This window comes from Komagataeibacter sp. FXV3 (assembly GCF_015155755.1).
In the GTDB taxonomy this organism is placed as follows: Bacteria; Pseudomonadota; Alphaproteobacteria; order Acetobacterales; family Acetobacteraceae; genus Komagataeibacter.
Map to the genome: position 1 here is coordinate 17,742 of NZ_VWPI01000062.1, position 17,756 is coordinate 35,497.

Here is a 17,756-nt window from a genome sequence, read left to right on the forward strand (position 1 = left end):
CCGGTCAGCACGTCGCCTGACCCGGATGGATACCGCGCCAGCACGAAAAGCCACTTTGCAGACACGTTTTGATATGTATTGCAAATGATTCTCAATTACTATACGACCCCACTTCCACACGGCAGAAAAATGTCAGGAATGAGGTCAGGCATGCAGCGCAGCAGGGTTTTTTATGTATTTCCTCTTTCACTTCTGGTGACAGGGCATGCCCTTGCGGCTGATCTGGTTGAAAAATCGGACCACACCCATCGTGCGCGGCCGTCGCGCGTGAAAAAAGCAGCCCCCCAGCCTGACGCGAACGCCGTGCAGGCGGAAAAGCTGGAAGTCCATGCCCGCAGGCCGGCGACAGTCGCGTCCTCGGCCACGAAATCCGATACGCCGCTGATCGAAACCGCCCAGTCGGTCACGGTTGTCAGCCGCAACGAAATGGACGTGCGCGGGGTACTCAGCCTTAATCAGGCCGTACGCTACACGGCGGGCATCACCCCCGACCTGCGTGGCGGTGGCGAGGGCACGCGCTATGACCAGTTCGCCCTGCGCGGCTTTACGGTCCCGACCTTTCTTGATGGGCTCAAGCTGCAGGACAGTCCCACGGGCTATGCCACGGCGCAGACCGATACGTCACGGCTGGAACGGGTCGAGATCCTGAAGGGGCCAGCATCCGCGCTATATGGCCAGTCCAGCCCCGGCGGCCTTGTCGCCCTGTCCAGCAAGCTGCCAACCGACCAGAAATTCTATGGTGGCGTCAACACGACGGGCGGCATGTTCGACCTGTATCGCATGGATGCCGATGTTGGTGGTTACGCCACGAAGGACGGCATGGTGCGCTACCGGCTGTATGGCACGGTCAATGGCCAGCACAGCCAGATGAGCCGGACGGGCAGCCGGCGCTTTTCCATCAGCCCGTCCTTTACATTCGGCGGTGATGGACCGACCACGCTGACCATTCTGGGCAACTACCAGTACGATCCCGAAAATGGCACCTATGGCGGCGAACCGCTGGTGGGGTCGCTCAGGCCCGCATCATATGGCTACCTGCCCCGGGATTTTTATGACGGTGATGAATCGTTCGAGAAATTCAACCGCCGACAGGGCGGGATCACCTATATTTTCAACCACCGTTTCAACGATAACTGGAGCTTTACCAGCCGCGGGCGGTACGATGACATCAAGACCATCTATCGCAGCGTGTACAACAACGGTTATTACACCAGTAATGACATGCTCAGCCGTTCCGCCTTTGGCACGAACGAACATACGCACAATCTGGCATTCGACAGCCAGTTCAAGGGCCATGTCCGCACTGGTCCCCTGCGCCATACGATGATGTTCGGCTTTGACTACATGCAGCAGAGCGCATCGGAAGAAGGGTTTTACGGTAGTGCGCCGGACCTGAATGTCCTGCACCCGGACTATAACATGGCCATTCCCGCCATGAGTCCGTATCTGCATTACCAGACCAATTCACACCAGATCGGCATGTACGCGCAGGATGAAATGCGCTGGAAGGGTCTGGTCGTGACCGGTAGCCTGCGTAATGACTGGTATCGTTCGCAGCAGAACGAATACATGTACCATACATCATCGCATGAAAATCCCCGCCAGATTACATGGCGTGCTTCGGCCCTTTACCATTTCAATTTCGGCCTTTCGCCCTATATCAGCTACTCGACATCGTTCCAGCCGCAGTCGGGCACGGTTTCCAGCGATGGGGGGCACACGTTCCGCCAGGCCGATCCGTCCCTTGGCAAACAGCTTGAAGGGGGGCTGAAATACCAGCTTCCGGGCACGTCGCTGCTGTTTACGGCGGCGGGCTTCCATATTGAACAGACCAATGTTCTGGTTGCCGTTGGCAACCTGGGTTACAGCACGGAAAGCGGGAAAGTGCATTCGGACGGTTTCGAATTCGAAGCCCATGCCGAGCCTTACAGGAACCTGATGATCACGGCCGCGGTCAGCGTGCAGAAAGTCCATGATGATTCGACGGGCAAGCCCCTGATCCAGTCCGGGACGGGCAACGCATCGCTGTTTGCGTTCTACACCATGCCTTCGGGGCCAGCAAAAGGTCTCGGCTTTGGTGGTGGCATGCGGTATTCGAACAAATCCTATGGTGGCGAGGCCAGCTATGGCAGCGTCTGGGTGCCGCAATACGCCGTATTCGATGCGTCATTACGCTATGACCTGTCGAACCTTTCGCCCTCACTTCATGGCTGGACCGTCGCGGCCAGTGCCCGCAACCTGTTTGACAAGAATTACGTCGCGAACTGCCTGAGCTATGCCTCCTATAATCAGGAATGGTGCTATTATGGCGAGCGCCGGAACGCGCAGGCGAGCCTTGGGTTCACCTGGTAAATTCACCCGTCCCTATAATCCAACGCGCATCCGGCCTGAAAAAAATACGAGGAAGTTCCTGGTGAAGCTTTTTTCAAAAAGCTTCGTCAGAACCTTGCTTTTTTGAAAAAAGACGACACCCAAAAACTTTTAGTTCCCATATCACCCCGACTGTCCTGCACCATGGCTGCCCCGTTGGCCATGGTGCAGGATATCGGCTGAAATGCTGCGGGCGTAACCAGCCGAATCAAGGCTGTCGGGAAAGATGCCCAGCAGCTTGAGTTCATCCACATACCGCGCGACCTGTATTTTCAGGTCATTGCCCACGGGGCTGACACCCAGCACTTCGTGGCGCATCATCTGCAAAATCGTGTCCTGATCCATGCCGTCCATCCGGCCATCAAGCAGGGCCGCGGCTTCCGCCATATGTCCGGGCAGCCAGTGGGCAGCATGCGACAGCGCCAGCACAAGGGCCACGGCGGCACCCGGCGTCTGCGCCAGCAGGTCCGTCGAGACACCCAGCGCAAGATTCGTGCGTTCCGCGTACAACCCCTTCACGCTATTGACCAGTTCCACCAGATCCAGCGCCCGGTTGTTCAGCAGCTGCCACGCCAGCGGGTCATGCAGGGCCACGGCGTCCACCGTGCCCGCCGCCAGGGCGTCATCAATCTGGTCGGGCGGCAGGATCACCCAGTCGGGCGCTGTATCCGGGTTCAGTCCTTTGCGGCGCAGGATGACGGAAAAGAACAGGCGGTCCGCCATATCCGCATTCAGCACCGCGATCCTGCGGCCCACCAGATCCTCGATCTTGGCAATCCGCAGCCGCTTGCGCACCAGCAGGCGAAATGTCCCCGCCTGCAATCCCATGACCAGCCGCGCGGGCAGGTCCGCATCCGCCTGATACGCCTGCAGCCACGACAGCACGGGGGCCACGGCCGCCATGCTGCGCCCCGCCCGCAGGTCGGCAATGGCGTCCCGCCCCGTTACAGCGCCGGAACGCAGGTGCACATCCAGCCGGTACTGGGAAAAGAAGTCCTGCCGCAGCGCCACATTGTACAGCGTCGATGCCTGGGCAAACGGCCATGACAGCGTCAGGTCATGCGCTTCGCCATCCAGCAGCGCATCATCATGCCGTACGATACGGGCCTGCTGGCGGCTTTGCAGCCACTGCGCACCCACCACGGCACAACCTGCCCCAACCAGCAGCGGCATGACCGCACGCCGCAGCAGGCGTGGCGGCCGCCCTTCCCTGTTTTCATCGACCATTGGTGGGCATTTCTCCTGCAACACAAAGGCATTACCGTGCTTTCAGCCGGTCCGGTTTTCCATTTTCCCCCTTTTTGAAAAAAAGTTCAAAAGGGGGGTTTACGCCCCCCCACCAGTGTGGCTATAAGCTGCTCAACGCTGATCCCGAATAGCTCAGTTGGTAGAGCAAGCGACTGTTAATCGCTGGGTCGTAGGTTCGAGTCCTACTTCGGGAGCCATCTTTCCTTAAAAATTAGTGTTAAATCAGCAAGGCTGGATTTCCTTAATCCGACTGTCTGTTCCATGCCATGGTAGACACGGTCATCGGACAGATGCAGCCGCACTTCAGGCGGTTGGTGATGTTATCCGCCGATATTCCCTATTCTTTAAATAAATGCGTCCGATCCTGCTTCTGGGCCGGAATAATCAGTCCAGTACCAGCATACCCATTGCGCGGCCATGGAATTGTCGAAAGCCCTGCAGTGGAAGCGACAACTGGCGTCCACCGCATTGCAATGCAGTCTGACATACTGCCCTGTTTCAGAACATGTGAAAATTTTACCATGTGTGCGGAAACATCCACCCCGCCAGCAATGACGGCAGAATATGAAAACCCGGCCGAGACATCACATCAGGGCCGGGTCAGGTCAGGTCGGATCAGGGATTACAGGCCAAGCGTACGCTTCAGCCCTGCGCAGTAGGCATCCATGAACCGGCGCGACAGTTCCGCATCCGGCACGAACATGTCGAACACATGGTATGCGCCCGGCACGACCATGACCTCGGTCGGGATACCTGCGGCCATCAGGCGGCGGGCATAGTCCAGATCCTCGCACAGAAACAGGTCCATCGACCCCACCCCGATAAAGGTGGGCGGCAGGCCGGACAGGTCCTTCGCCCGCGCGGCAGATGCATAGGCCGGCGTGTCATCGCCCCCTGCCTTCGCCCCCAGATACGCTTCCCATGCATATTTGTTGGCCGAACGGGTCCAGACATATTCACCAAAATCGGGCGCGGGATCGACCTTGGTCGCCGTACGGTCATCCAGCATGGGATAGATCAGCAGCTGGTAGGCAAGCCTGTATTCCTTGCGGTCGCGCGCCATCAGCGCCAGGGCCGCACTCAGCCCACCACCCGCACTTTCACCTGCCACGGCCACCTTGTCGCGATTGATGCCCAGTCCGGCTGCGTTGTCATGTACCCATTTCAGGACGGCGTAACAGTCCTCGATCGCGCCGGGATATTTGACCTCTGGCGCCAGCCGGTAATCGACAGAGACAATGACAAACCCCATCTTGCTGGCCAGCACCTGGCATTTCGGGTCGTCCACTTCCGGATGTCCCGAAACCAGTCCACCGCCATGGATATAGACAATGGCCGGGGCATTGGGCCGCCGCACGCGGGGGCGATAGATCAGGACACGCACGTCAGGCGCACCGGCGGGACCGGGAACATATTCTTCCTGCGTTTCCACATCCGGCAGGGGACGCCCTTCGATCAGCCGCACCGACGTCATGAATATCTCACGCACTTCCGGCAGCGACCGTCCGGACAGGCCATCAAATGACGGCATTTTTTCCAGAATCGGCAGGAATTCGGGATTTACGACATTTTTGGGCATGGTGAAGCAGGTCCTCTTCAATCAGAAGCCGCCCATGGGGGCGCCTTCGCTGCCTGTAACCGTCACGCACACAAGCGTGATCAACCATGACCGACATCAAATAATTTTCTCTATATATGCATATAAAATATAAAATTATGGGTTTTTCTTATCTGTTATATTTGGAAATCAATTCATTTCATCAATTTATATATTGTATTTTCCATTCGAATATAAAATATACTTCGCATGCCGTAATGAAATCATCGCACGCCATGCCATGATGCCAGCAAGGTGATGCATCCGGCCTGCCGCGCCATCAAACCGCCAGACCATACCGGCGTTTCCATATACTTGCGCTGTATCGTGGCGGGCTTCCGGCCGTCGCGACAAGAACTGTTGCCTTTTTACAGGCATAGTCAGGCACGGAATGACAAAACAGGATTGCCCTGACCAGCAGGGCATATATTTCCGGACATTAAGAAAAATAAAAGTTCCAATTTTAATTTTTTACATATAACCTATTCATATTATATATGGGAAAGGTTTGAGATTGTCGAACACTACGGCGCTTGTTCTTGATGCTGCCCTGTTTGTTATTTTCCCATGGGCGGCATGGCGACTGGCACATAGGGCAATTCCGATTGTTGTCCTGCCAATCCTGCTCGGGATCGTGCTGGCGGTCATGCATGCGCCGGTGCATGAAATCGGCATCCCATCCGTTTATGGTGACAATATCGGCTGGCTGGCCGTGCTGGTGCTGGCCTTTACCGCCGGGCTGGAAATGTGGCAGCCCCCCGATGCCAATGCATCAGCCCATACCATTCCCCCGCCCCCTCTGGGTCGCCTGCTGGGTGGTGCGCTGGTGGCGCTGGGGGGACCGTTCGTCATCGGCTCCTTTCTGGTCTATTATTTTTTCCTGCCCCTGCATGGATGGCATCCGCCGCATGTCGGCCGGCTGATCGGGTCACTGGCCATCGGTCTGTGCATTGCGGTCAGCGCCCTGCCGGTGCTGATCGGCATCGTGCGTGAACTGCCACCGCTGCAGCGATCGATCGGGCAGCTTGCACTCAAGCTGGCGGTGGTGGATGACGCGGCGCTGTGGATCGGGCTGGTCATCCTGCAGTTCGCGGCCCGCGGGCCTGCGGCGCTGCATGGCTGGACCGGACTGGAGGGGGTGGCGGTTGTCCTGCTTGTAGCCCTGGCCATCATCAGCAACTGGGCGACACGCAACATGCCCAACCCGCCCCAGCTGGTGATCTGGGCGGCGGTGCCGGTCTATCTGGCGGCAGGATCATGGGCCAGCATGCATCTGGGCCTGCATGAACTGATCGGGGCGTATTTTGCCGGTGCGCTCATGCCGCCACGCTGGGTCGTGCGCCTGCCGGTGGAACAGGTCGGGCGGTTTTCCCTGATCTGGCTGGCGCCGATGTTCTTTGGCCATAGCGGGCTGCATATCAATGGTGATGCGCTGACGTGGCCCTCGGTCCTCGCGTCGCTGATGCTGGTGGTCATTTCGGTGCTGGCCAAGATGGGATCGGTCTATGCCTTTCCGCCCGCGCCCGGACTGACGCGGCGGCAGGCACTGGGGGTGGGCGCCCTGCTGCAATGCAAGGGACTGATGGAAATCGTGGCCGCAACCATCCTGCATGCGCAGGGCATGCTGTCGGATTTCGCCTTTGCGTCCCTCATGGTGCTGGCAGTCATTTCAACCGCGCTGACCGGCCCGTTGTTCCGGCTGTTTGCCCCACGCATCCGTCATGGCGCGTGACTGTAATAATAAAGACACCCTTCCGGGCACTGCTCCATAGCCTTTCAGACAGTCCCCAAGGGACCGGATCGGGCGGGCATCCAGGTAAAGCAGGCCATATGACCATAACCCGCAACCTCCGTGCAAGAGATGAATACAAGGATTACAGGGTATTGTCCGGGATGCGGTTCAGCATAACTGCGTCATTACGCCCTCCCGGACATTCAAAAAAAACGACCTGAATATTGTCAGCGCCAGATGAAAATTCCTGGTTAGCATTCTGGAATCATACAGATCTTCCAGAACAGGGATCATTTCGGGCTTTATCGTGCCGGAATATACTGTCCTGACATCGCAATCGTCATTTTCTTCGTACCCAGGCGTCAGCAGGCATATTTCCCGTTCGCGTCTCAACTGCAGACTGGATGACGTATCCACATCATCCAGACCGACCATGCCGTCATATCTGCAGGCCGTGTTCAGAAGGTCCAGCAGGTCACCCGGCGAAGGGCGAAGGGGCTGCTGATTTCCCATGGCAGCCCTCCCCCTTTCCCTGCCAATACAGGATCATCGTCTTTTATCCCCGGTCATTCCGGCGTAATGTCATCCAGTCGGTCAAGACGCCACAGCCCGGGAAACATCCGTATCCACGCGATGGTAATGGCCAGCGTGCCGATCCCGCCCAGGGCGACCGAGCCAACCGGCCCGATCAGGCTGGCCACCATCCCGCTTTCGAATTCGCCCAACTGGTTGGATGACCCGATGAACAGCATGTTCACCGCCGAAACCCGCCCGCGCATGCTGTCGGGCGTGCGCAACTGCACCAGCGCGCCGCGCACCACCACGCTGACCACATCGGCCGCCCCCAGCACCGCCAGCGCGATGATGGATACCGCCATGGAACGCGACAGGGCAAAGACCACCGTCGCCACGCCAAAGATCGCCACGGACAGGAACATGCGTGCCCCCGCCCGGCGGTTGAGGGGCCGCCACACCAGTATGACGGAACACATCACCGCCCCGATCGCCGGCGCGGCCCGCAACAGCCCCAGCCCCAGCGGCCCGGCATGCAGGATATCACTGGCGAAAACCGGCAGCATGGCGGTCGCTCCCCCCAGCAGCACGGCGAACAGGTCCAGCGAGATCGCGCCCAGCATATCGGGCCGGGCGCGCATGAAGTGCGCGACCTCCACAAACGTGGCCAGCGAAAGCGGCACCCGTGGCCGGGGTGTGTAGACCAGGCGGATACATAACGTACCAACACACGCACAGGCGAAGCCAATGGCGCAGACAAGGTAGCACACCCCTGCCCCCGCGCCGTACAGCAGCCCGCCCACCGACGGCCCCGTCACCGCCGCCGCCTGAAACAGCGAGGACGACACCGCCGCGGCACGTGGAAACACATGCACGGGCACGAGCGACGGCAGGAAAGTCTGCTGGCATGGCATTTCGAACGCGCGGGCGGCGCCGAACACCATGACCATGGCATAGATCATCCACGGCGTGGTCCACCCGCCCAGTGCGCCGATGGCCATAAGCAGGGCGGACAGGGCCTCGATACACTGGCACGTCACCACGATCATGCGACGGTCGAGGTGGTCCGCCGCATGCCCCGCCGGCAGCAGAAGTCCCGCCATGGGCAGGAACTGCGCCAGCCCCACCAGTGCCAGCGCCGTCGTGCTGTGGGTCAGGGCATAGATCTGCCACCCCACCGCGACGGCCTGCACGCAGGCGGAAAAGGACGAAGCCGTACGGGCGGCAAGGAACGCGGGCAGTCCGGGGTGACGGTGCAGGGGCACGGCGACCGGGGGCGGTGGAACGGGAGCGGAAGACATGATGCCGTCACCCTAACAGCACCGCTGCGAAATATCCTACGTCCTGCCCCTAAAAATTACGTTCACCTGTTTGCAAATCGGCCCCGATACGGGCAAAAGCTGTTCCATGACAGACCCTGTTGAGCATACAGCCGTGCCCGGCGCGGCGGGGGACGTACCGACCCGCGACTGGCTTGATATCCGGGCCGGGACGGTGGTGGATGCACACCCCGTGCGCGAAACGCCGCGGCACACCTTCCGGCTGACCATTGATTTCGGCCCCCATATCGGGATCCGGTCATCGGTGGTGCAGGTCAACCACCGCTATGTCCCGGCCCGGCTGGTTGGCCGCCAGATCTGCGCGGTGATCAATGTCCCGCCCCGGCAGGTCGGTTCCCTGCGCAGCGAGGTGCTGACACTGGGCATGCCCGACAGTAATGGAGAGGCCGTCCTGATCCGACCCGATGGCCGTGTCCCCGATGGAGGAAAACTTTTCTGATGGCTACAAGCTACGCAACCGTAACATGGGACCAGCTGCACCGCGATGCCCGCCAACTGGCCAGCACGCTGATGACCCGTGGCCCCTTCAGGGGAATCGTGGCCATCACGCGCGGCGGCATGATCCCCGCCGCGATCATCGCCCGTGAACTGGACTGCCGCCTGATCGACACCATTTCCGTCGTGACCTATGACGAGGAAAAGATGGGCGAACCCTCCGTCGTCAAGAATGCCGACGCCGCGGGCGATGGCGAGGGCTTCCTGATCATTGACGACCTGGTGGATTCGGGGGTCACGGCGCAGCTTGTGCGCAAGATGCTGCCCAAGGCAGTGTTCGCCTGCCTGTACGCCAAGCCCGCCGGCCGCCCGATCACGGATATTTTCGTAGTCGAGGTCCCGCAGGACACATGGGTACTGTTCCCGTGGGATACGGCGCCGCTGTTCATTCCGCCGCTGGCCAGCAAATCGGTCGAAAAGGCCTGATCGGGGCACTTTCTGCCCATCACACGCCTTGTTGTTCGCCGCGCCCGTCCACACTGCTTGCCGCAGGGACGATGGGCGCGGTATTTTTTTTGCAAGAATGTGCTTGCCAGAACAGCAGTTGCCACATAGGTTCCCGCTCGTGGTCGCGGGGCGTGGCGCAGCCTGGTAGCGCGCGTGTTTTGGGTACACGAGGCCCCCGGTTCGAGTCCGGGCGCCCCGACCATATCCAGGGAGTACGGATCGTAATGCGAGCCCGGATTTACAGGCAGTCAAAACCCTCTACCCAGTCAGGTCAGGCCGGAACCCATACATGGGTACTGGATTACGGGCAGAACCGCCCCCGTCATATCGATACCCTGATGGGCTGGACCGGCAGCGCCGATACCCCGTCGCAACTGCGCCTGCAGTTTCCCGATCAGGACAGCGCCGTAGCCTATGCCACGCGCGAAGGGATCGCCTTCGATATCGAAATCCCCACCCCGCGCATTCGTCGCCCCAAGGCCTATGCGGATAATTTCCGTTATGACCGGATCCAGAACTGGACGCACTAGACCTGATCTGGCACAAGTGCAGGCCACGCGCCCTTAGCTCAGTTGGATAGAGCAACAGCCTTCTAAGCTGTGGGTCGCTGGTTCGAATCCAGCAGGGCGCGCCACTTTTCAATGACTTAGCGGCTTTCATTTTTGCATCTTTTGCAGATATTTTGCAGTGCACTATGGCTCATTGCGGTTTCGCCCTACCCCGGACGGCCCCGCGTAGCAGCGATGGAGACCACCTTGCTGGTCTCCCGCTCCTGATGCTGTTCCCACAATTGCATGCCCGCAATCGCGACCTCAGTGCGACGCGGCAAGTATGTGTCGATGATCCGTTGGCAATAATCGATCCCGTGGCCACTGATTGAGGCGATACACTTCAAGGCACATAGGACAATAGCGTCCCTGCTCAAAAAGGGGCTTTTCCCCACCATATCGGACGTACAAAAGACGGACTGAACTCAAAGCTGCATGCCGTGTGTGATGGTCAGGATCGGCCTGTCCGCCTGTATCTGACTGCTGGACAGGTCAGTGACTTCAAAGGGGCAGATGGTTCTTCTGGCAGACCTGCCGGAAGGAACAGAAGAGATCATCGGGGATCGGAGTTATGACAGCAACCGCATCAGACGATCTCTTGTCGAACGGAACACTACCGCCTGCATTCCACCGGTGAAGAACCGGAAATCAAAGCCATCGTGCAACTGGCACCTGTATAAAAAGCGCCACCTTATCGAAAACATGTTTGCAAAGCTGAAAGGCTGGCGACGTATTGCGACCCGATACGACCGGTGTGTTCATACGTTCATGTCCGCAATCCAGATCGCAGCAAGCTTCCTCTTCTACATCAAGAAATGAATCCTGAGCTTAGGATGCTTCCGCTTCAAACGCCTGAAGGAAGCCTTCGATATCATCATTCATTAACAGCGGCAGGCGTTCCCTTACGATTTCATCAGGCCACTCCCACCACGCTACTGCCAGCAGGCGTTCAATCGTCTTCTCGGGGAAGCGGTATTTGAGAATTCGTGCGGGATTGCCACCGACGATGGCATAAGGTGGCACGTCCTTTGTCACGACGGACCCCGTGGCAATGATTGCGCCGGATCCAATGGTCACGCCGGACATGACGTTGGCCCGAGCGCCGATCCATACATCGCTTCCGATGACGATATCTCCCTTCGTGGAGTGATCATCTGTCGCATCAGTCGCCTCGGGCCAGAAACTGGACAGGGCCTTAAAAGGATAAGTGGTAATCGTGTCGGGACGGTGATTGCCGAGAATCATGAGCACCTCACGCGCAATCGAACAGTATTTCCCGATTTTAAGGGTCGCATGTTCGGCTTCTATAACAATTGGAGATCCGGATGCACCATATGTATGTTCCCCGATCTCCCAGCCCCATTGTTCGATTTCGCAGGCATGGGTGTAGCGGAGAAGCAGTGAGAAAACCTTCTTGCCCTGGTGCATAAACAGCGTCCTTCCTTTTCCACGTTTGGCCAGAATCCTCTTTTCATTGATAAATGCAAACGCCTCGCCCCGCACAAACGGATCGAGACGCATGCAGACAGCACACATGCAAAATATTCCTTTTTTCAAAAGGAAATACTGATGCCTGCCAAGCTGTGGGTCGCTGGTTCGAATCCCGCAGGGCCTGTGGTTTTATATATCCCGATGCAGCAGTCTTCCCCGAAGCTTTTTGAAAACAGCTTCACCAGAAACTTATTCTGGATTTGCAGAATGTTTTATGGGCTGTCCTGAAAACACCCCCCGGCAAATGACACCTGCGTTTTTGACATGGTACGCAGCAGCATCCGGCCAGCAACCCGTCAGGCGGGGATGCGTTGCATATTCATGGTCACGGATGCGATCTGGGCAGATTATGGAAAGTTTCCATTAATACTGGTCACGACAGATCGTTCGGATGATCGTTTATTTTTCCATCATGCCGGAATCCCATCCATATCGATCATTTCATTAATGAATACACAAACAATTCAACCATAAAATACTGCCCATGAATGCAGTTCTTTATTCAAGACAGTGAAATGACATTGATCACATGACAGGAAGACCATGAAAAAAACGATCCTGTGCCTGGGCATTCTGGCTGTTGCGGGATGCGCCAGCAGACCGGCCGAAATCAATGCGCAATATGTGAACCCGGAACCTTACATGCGGCAGAACTGCGCACAGCTTGCCCAACTGGATGAGACGGACACCCAGGCCCTTGCCTCGGCCGATACGGGGCATATGGCGCGCACCCGATATATTCAGCCAAGCCAGTTGAAGGGTGAACTGGAAGCCGTCCATACGGCCGAGCGCGGCAGGAACTGCGTGGGGCGCTATAACGCAACGGATTATGACAGCACTGGCGCGGTCTATCCCGACAGGATACTGCCCGACCGTCCTGCCCCGGCGGTAACGACCATGCCTGCCCGCGGCCATATCCAGGGCGGCATCAATCCGGGCACGGGCACGGGCAACATTACGGCGCATTCCTCTGTCGCCGAACAGAAACTGTCCAACCCGACCTATGTCGCACCGAACACCCACCCCTCCAGCTATCCAGCGCCCAGCATGCCGGTACCGGCGGCGGGCTATACGACGTCACCGTCCTATACCGCCAGCCCGTTCCAGTAACCTGGCCTAAGACCCGTTTTCCAGATTCCACCAACAGGCTGATAAATAAATGGAAGTTTTTGGGTGCCGTCTTTTTTTTAAAGACGGCGGTCTTCGAAGCTTTTTGAAAAAAGCTTCACCAAAAACTTCTTTATGATTTACGCGACAGCCACCACAATCGGGATAGAAAAGGCTACAGCCCTCAGATGGTGCTGAGCACCCCGCCATCGACACGCACCGACGCCCCGGTGGTGGCGGAAGCCTGTGGCGATGACAGATAGACCACCATATTCGCCACTTCCTCCACCGTTGCCGCACGGCGGATGATGGATGAAGGGCGGTGCGCCATGACGAATTCCGCCGCCACTTCTTCCAACGGCTTGCCTGTTTTTTCCTGTTCGGGCCTGAGCATGTCCGCCAGACCTTCGGATAGTGTGGGTCCCGGCAGCACGGAATTCACCGTAACCCCCGTTCCCGCCATCCGTTCCGCCAGACCGCGCGCCACCGAAAGCTGCGCTGTCTTGCTGAAACCGTAGTGGATCATCTCGACCGGGATATTCAGCGCGGATTCCGAAGATACGAAAACAACCCGCCCCCAGTTCCGCTCCTTCATGCCCGGCAGGTAAGCACGCGACAGGCGCACGCCGGACATGACGTTGACCTCAAAAAAACGGCTCCAGTCCTCATCCGGCGTATCGAAAAAATCCTTTGGTTCAAAAATCCCCAGGTTATTGATCAGGATATCGCAGGAGGGATAGGCCGCCACCAGCGCCGCACACCCCGCTGCCGTGCCCAGGTCGCCGGTAAAGCCTTCCGCCTTTCCCGCTCCAAGGGCGGACAGGTCGCGCACCGCCCGGTCCACCGCAGGTGACTTGCGCCCGTTCACCACCACCCGCGCCCCGCTGGTGACCAGTCCCTTTGCAATGGCCATCCCGATGCCGCCGGTTGATCCCGTTACAATGGCTGTGCGGCCTGTCAGGTCAATGTGCATGGTCTTTCACCTCCTGCGATATCTGAAAACGTGCGGCATCGTACACCAGACGGTACCGCGCACAACCGGCCCGGGGCCGTGATGGGACATGAACGGACCGGCAGCGCATCCCGTACTGCCGGCAGGGCCACGTCCTGTTCAAACCCGCGTGATGACAGGCGGGCACCGCATCGGCCATATCGCCTTTCCCCGCCTTGGATACGGGAGAAACCGTACCCTGCGCGGGTCCCTGGCCTGTCCCCGGCATGCATTGACAATATACGCAAGGATATAGTCACGATAGGGAGAGCGTTCCCGCAGCGGGTCGCGCCAGCCGGGATCATCCCATAGCCTGCCAACCCGTTTATGCGTTCAGACAACGCAAACCTTTGTCGGTTATGAAAACATGACCCGCAAGGCAGCCACATAAGGACACTGACGACATGACCAGTCCGTATCGCACCATCAATCCGGCCACCGGCAAGACGGAAAAGGTCTTTGACCTGCATGATGACAAGACAATGCTGGCGAAGCTGTCCACCGCCCACACGTTGTGGGAAAGCGACTGGCGGCACCGTTCCATTGCACAGCGCAAGGCCGTCATGCTCAAGGCCGCGGAAATCCTGCGCCGGGACAAGGAAAAGCATGCCCGCCTGATTTCCATTGAAATGGGCAAGATCCTGCCCGAAGCCATTGGGGAAATCGCGCTTTCGGCCGATATCCTGGCCTATTACGCGCAAAAGGCGGAAACCTTCCTTGCACCACGTGAACTGCCGGTGTCGCAGGGCCATGCAACCGTCACCAGCGAACCGCTGGGCATCATCTATTGCGTGGAACCGTGGAACTTCCCTTACTACCAGTTGGCCCGCGTCGCGGCCCCCAATCTGATGGCGGGCAATGTCGTGATGGTCAAGCACGCGCCAAGCGTGCCGCAATGCGCCGTCGCGTTCGAGGAACTGTTCCGCGAAGCGGGCGCGCCTGAAGGGGCCTATACCAACCTGTTCATTACCAATGACCAGTCGGAAAAGCTGATCGAACGCCCCGAAGTGCGCGGTGTCGCCCTGACCGGCAGCGAACGCGCCGGCAGCGCCGTGGCGTCGCAGGCCGGGCGCGCGCTGAAGAAGAGCACGATGGAACTGGGCGGGTCCGATGCCTTCATCGTGCTGGATGATGCCGATCTGGACAAGGCCGTGCCCATGGCGATCCGTGGGCGCATGTCCAATAACGGTCAGGTCTGCACCGCGGCCAAGCGGATGATCGTGCACAAGTCACTGGTTGAGGACTTCACGGCGCGCCTGAAGGTGGCGGTGAACGAATTCCAGTACGGCGACCCGATGGAACAGGGCGTCACCCACGGCCCGATGAGCAGCCAGGCCGCCATGGAACGCGCCGTGTCCCAGGTGGAAAAGGCCGTGTCCCACGGGGCGGAACTGGTTACGGGTGGCAAGAAGATCGACCGCGAAGGCTTTTTCATGAAGGCCGCGATCCTGACCAGCGTTACCAAGGACAACCCCATTTTCTATGAGGAAATCTTTGGTCCCGTCGCCATCATCTATTCTGTCGGGAGCGATGATGAAGCCATCGCCATGGCCAATGATTCGCCATACGGCCTGGGTGGGTCGATCCAGACCAGTGATGTGGAACGCGGCCGCCGCGTTGCAGCCCGGATCGACACGGGCATGGTGTTCATCAACAACATTACCGGCACGGCGCCCGACCTGCCCTTTGGCGGGATCAAGAACTCCGGTTATGGCCGCGAGCTTTCGGAATTCGGCATCGAGGAATTCCTGAACCGCAAACTGGTCCATACCCCCTGATCCAGCCACACGGATCACGCCCCCCGTCGCATGATGGGGGGCGTTTTTATATGCATCCCGCCCATCTGGCGTCATGATGACACCTAGCTTCCCCGGTATCACACACCTCCGGTCCGGCATTACGAATGCTGGAACATGTGACCTGCACAGAAAAGTTATGAAACAACCGGATTACACATATCCGTCATTAAAAAGCCATAATATATATAATAGACCATATAGTATCCGTTTGTAACGGAATAACATTTCCTGTTTCAATTCGGCCATAAATTGTGTCATCGATTATAAACTGCGTTATTTTTTTATTTTTGCGTGTCAAAATCATTTGCATGCGTATTGTCTACATCATCAACAGCCTGAATGGCGGCGGTGCCGAGCGTCCCCTGCCCGATATCGTGGCGCAAATGCGCAGACGCGGGCATGATGTCCATGTCCTCGCCCTGGCACGCAAGGCGGGCAATGCGGTGGCCTGGCTGAAAGACGCGGGGATTGTCCATGATGTCCTCTCCCCCCATCCTGACAAATTCGCATCTTTCCGCACGACGCTTGCCGCCGTGCGGCGGCATGCACCCGACCTGATCTGGACATCGCTGACACGCGCAACCCTGTATGGGCAGATGGCAGGCATCATACTGCGCAGGCCCGTGATCAGCTGGCAGCACAATGCCTATCTGCGTCCATGGAACCGCCGGATCCTGCACGCCACGCACCGGCTGACGGATCTGTGGGTGGCGGATTCCCGCTTTGTCGCAAAATGCACGGCGCGGCAGCTGAATGTGCCGGAACGCGATGTCATTACATGGCCCCTGTTCACCGCGCAGGCCCACATGCCCCAGGCCGTGCCTTGGGCCGGACCGGGGAATGACGCCGTATTCCGCCTGGGCACGCTGGGCCGGCTGGAAGCCCAGAAAAATTACGGGCTGCTGATCCAGACCATGGCCTATCTGCGCGATCATGCGCCGCGATGCCGCATCCACCTGGATATCGGTGGCGAAGGCTCACTTGCCCCGCAGTTACAGGCGCAGATCACGGCGCTTGGACTGGACAATGTAACACTGTCAGGTTTTCAGGCCGACCCGTTTACATATTGCGCCGGATTGCATGGCTATGTACAGCCATCGCTGTTCGAAGGGCTGTGCATCGCCCTGCATGAAGCAATGCAGGCGGGCGTGCCATCCATCGTAACGCCCGTGGGCGCCATGGCTGATGTCGTAAGGGATGGCGAAACCGGCCTGTTCCTGTCCCCCCCGACCCCCGAACGCCTCGCCAGCCTGCTGCTGCGGTTGTACGACAACCCCACGCTTTGCACCCGGATGGGGGCGGCGGCGCGACAGCAGGTTTTATCGGCCTATGACCTGAACGCCATTACGGCGCAGGCCGATGTGGTCCTGGGGCGGGCGGAACAACTGGTTGCCGCACGGGTCGGTAGCATGCGGGCCTGTGCCAGCCACCCGACCCCCATCCGGTAATCCGGGGTTCACCTGTCCTTTACCCCTTCAGGTGAAAGATGACCGGCAGCGTGAGATGCGTGCCGTCCAGCGCGCCCCCGTCCGCCGTGCAGCGTACGTTTCGCGCGGCGGCAATGGCGGTGCGGTCCAGATCATCATAACCGCTACTGCTGCGCAGGGTCGCCTGCACCACCTGCCCTTGGCTGCCAAGGACCAGATCCACCATCGCACCGCCTTCTTCATGCATGTGCCGGGCCATGGGGGGATAGCGCCATGCCGGTGGTGTGCAATGCACCGCGGATGCAGGCCGCGCGGGCATTGCGGCCTGTTGCGTATGTGCGGACGCCGCCGGGATACTGGCGGCATCTGCCTGCCGCCCCGCAGGCGACGCAGCAGGAGGGGCAGCCACAGCATGCGGGGCCGTTGCATGGGCGGGTGCCCGGGCCGGTGAAACGGGTGTGCTGGCGGGGGGATGGCGCACGACCTGCGTTTCCTGCCCATCCTGCACATGGGGTATGGCCGGGGCCTGTGGCTGTGGCTGTGGCTGTGGCTGTGGCTGTGGCTGTGGCTGTGGCTGTGGCTGTGGCTGTGGCTGTGGCTGTGGCTGTGGCTGTGGCTGTGGCTGTGGCTGTGGCTGTGGCTGTGGCTGTG

The 17,756-nt window shown here is 59.0% G+C and carries 16 protein-coding genes and 3 tRNA genes; 12 read left to right on the forward strand and 7 right to left on the reverse strand.

What is annotated here, in order from left to right:
- Positions 1-150: 150 nt before the first annotated feature.
- A complete protein-coding gene (locus tag F1542_RS06255; RefSeq protein ID WP_193732289.1) occupies positions 151-2,352 on the forward strand; it encodes a TonB-dependent siderophore receptor in 2,202 nt (733 codons plus the stop codon).
- A 141-nt stretch (positions 2,353-2,493) separates the two neighbouring features.
- Here the strand turns inward: F1542_RS06255 and F1542_RS06260 are convergent, their stop codons facing one another.
- On the reverse strand, positions 2,494-3,597 hold the full coding sequence (locus tag F1542_RS06260; protein ID WP_193732290.1) for an ABC transporter substrate-binding protein: 1,104 nt from the start codon (positions 3,595-3,597) through the stop codon (positions 2,494-2,496).
- A 142-nt stretch (positions 3,598-3,739) separates the two neighbouring features.
- On the opposite strand from F1542_RS06260, the gene F1542_RS06265 reads away from it, so the two are divergent.
- Positions 3,740-3,815: transfer RNA gene (locus F1542_RS06265), tRNA-Asn, on the forward strand.
- A gap of 425 nt (positions 3,816-4,240) precedes the next feature.
- On the opposite strand, the gene F1542_RS06270 is transcribed toward F1542_RS06265, so the two are convergent.
- Entirely contained in the window at positions 4,241-5,197 is a 957-nt protein-coding gene (locus F1542_RS06270; protein WP_193732291.1) for an alpha/beta hydrolase, read from the reverse strand.
- A 532-nt stretch (positions 5,198-5,729) separates the two neighbouring features.
- On the opposite strand from F1542_RS06270, the gene F1542_RS06275 reads away from it, so the two are divergent.
- Positions 5,730-6,947: a cation:proton antiporter gene (locus F1542_RS06275; protein ID WP_193732292.1), complete on the forward strand. Its 1,218-nt coding sequence runs from the start codon at positions 5,730-5,732 to the stop codon at positions 6,945-6,947.
- A 168-nt stretch (positions 6,948-7,115) separates the two neighbouring features.
- Here F1542_RS06275 and F1542_RS06280 read toward each other — a convergent pair whose 3' ends face one another.
- Together F1542_RS06280 and F1542_RS06285 are read right to left on the reverse strand one after the other, a co-directional pair.
- Positions 7,116-7,460 carry a DUF6911 family protein gene (locus F1542_RS06280; protein WP_193732293.1) on the reverse strand — a complete coding sequence of 115 codons (345 nt, stop codon included), beginning with the start codon at positions 7,458-7,460 and terminating at the stop codon, positions 7,116-7,118.
- 53 nt (positions 7,461-7,513) lie between these two features.
- The gene (locus F1542_RS06285) at positions 7,514-8,761 is read right to left on the reverse strand and encodes an MFS transporter (RefSeq protein ID WP_193732294.1); all 1,248 of its coding nucleotides are present in this window, start codon (positions 8,759-8,761) and stop codon (positions 7,514-7,516) included.
- A 106-nt stretch (positions 8,762-8,867) separates the two neighbouring features.
- Between F1542_RS06285 and F1542_RS06290 the strand changes: the two genes are divergently transcribed.
- The 6 genes from F1542_RS06290 (at position 8,868) to F1542_RS17110 (ending at position 11,109) form a co-directional block, all read left to right on the forward strand.
- Complete coding sequence (locus F1542_RS06290) at positions 8,868-9,239, forward strand: tRNA-binding protein (protein ID WP_193732295.1); 372 nt, start codon at positions 8,868-8,870, stop codon at positions 9,237-9,239.
- A complete protein-coding gene (gene gpt, locus F1542_RS06295; RefSeq protein ID WP_019086624.1) occupies positions 9,239-9,721 on the forward strand; it encodes a xanthine phosphoribosyltransferase in 483 nt (160 codons plus the stop codon). Before F1542_RS06290 ends, gpt begins: the two co-directional genes overlap by 1 nt.
- 146 nt (positions 9,722-9,867) lie before the next feature.
- Positions 9,868-9,944, forward strand: a tRNA-Pro gene (locus tag F1542_RS06300).
- Positions 9,945-9,966: 22 nt separating this feature from the next.
- Entirely contained in the window at positions 9,967-10,272 is a 306-nt protein-coding gene (locus tag F1542_RS06305) for an ETC complex I subunit (RefSeq protein WP_019086625.1), read from the forward strand.
- Positions 10,273-10,299: 27 nt separating this feature from the next.
- A tRNA-Arg gene (locus tag F1542_RS06310) sits at positions 10,300-10,376 on the forward strand.
- Between the two features lie 409 nt (positions 10,377-10,785).
- Positions 10,786-11,109, forward strand: a complete 324-nt coding sequence (locus F1542_RS17110) for a transposase (RefSeq protein WP_346011816.1) — start codon at positions 10,786-10,788, stop codon at positions 11,107-11,109.
- Between the two features lie 9 nt (positions 11,110-11,118).
- Here F1542_RS17110 and F1542_RS06320 read toward each other — a convergent pair whose 3' ends face one another.
- Positions 11,119-11,718: a CatB-related O-acetyltransferase gene (locus tag F1542_RS06320; protein WP_193732301.1), complete on the reverse strand. Its 600-nt coding sequence runs from the start codon at positions 11,716-11,718 to the stop codon at positions 11,119-11,121.
- Between the two features lie 606 nt (positions 11,719-12,324).
- On the opposite strand from F1542_RS06320, the gene F1542_RS06325 reads away from it, so the two are divergent.
- Positions 12,325-12,891 (forward strand): hypothetical protein, encoded by a 567-nt coding sequence (locus F1542_RS06325; protein ID WP_193732296.1) that lies wholly within the window; start codon positions 12,325-12,327, stop codon positions 12,889-12,891.
- A 181-nt stretch (positions 12,892-13,072) separates the two neighbouring features.
- On the opposite strand, the gene F1542_RS06330 is transcribed toward F1542_RS06325, so the two are convergent.
- The gene (locus F1542_RS06330; RefSeq protein WP_193732297.1) at positions 13,073-13,861 is read right to left on the reverse strand and encodes an SDR family NAD(P)-dependent oxidoreductase; all 789 of its coding nucleotides are present in this window, start codon (positions 13,859-13,861) and stop codon (positions 13,073-13,075) included.
- A gap of 422 nt (positions 13,862-14,283) precedes the next feature.
- Between F1542_RS06330 and F1542_RS06335 the strand changes: the two genes are divergently transcribed.
- Together F1542_RS06335 and F1542_RS06340 are read left to right on the forward strand one after the other, a co-directional pair.
- The gene (locus F1542_RS06335) at positions 14,284-15,657 is read left to right on the forward strand and encodes an NAD-dependent succinate-semialdehyde dehydrogenase (protein ID WP_193732298.1); all 1,374 of its coding nucleotides are present in this window, start codon (positions 14,284-14,286) and stop codon (positions 15,655-15,657) included.
- Positions 15,658-15,986: 329 nt separating this feature from the next.
- Positions 15,987-17,126, forward strand: a complete 1,140-nt coding sequence (locus tag F1542_RS06340; protein ID WP_193732299.1) for a glycosyltransferase family 4 protein — start codon at positions 15,987-15,989, stop codon at positions 17,124-17,126.
- Positions 17,127-17,145: 19 nt separating this feature from the next.
- Here F1542_RS06340 and F1542_RS17435 read toward each other — a convergent pair whose 3' ends face one another.
- Positions 17,146-17,586, reverse strand: a complete 441-nt coding sequence (locus F1542_RS17435; protein WP_346011817.1) for an energy transducer TonB — start codon at positions 17,584-17,586, stop codon at positions 17,146-17,148.
- Positions 17,587-17,756: the final 170 nt, after the last annotated feature.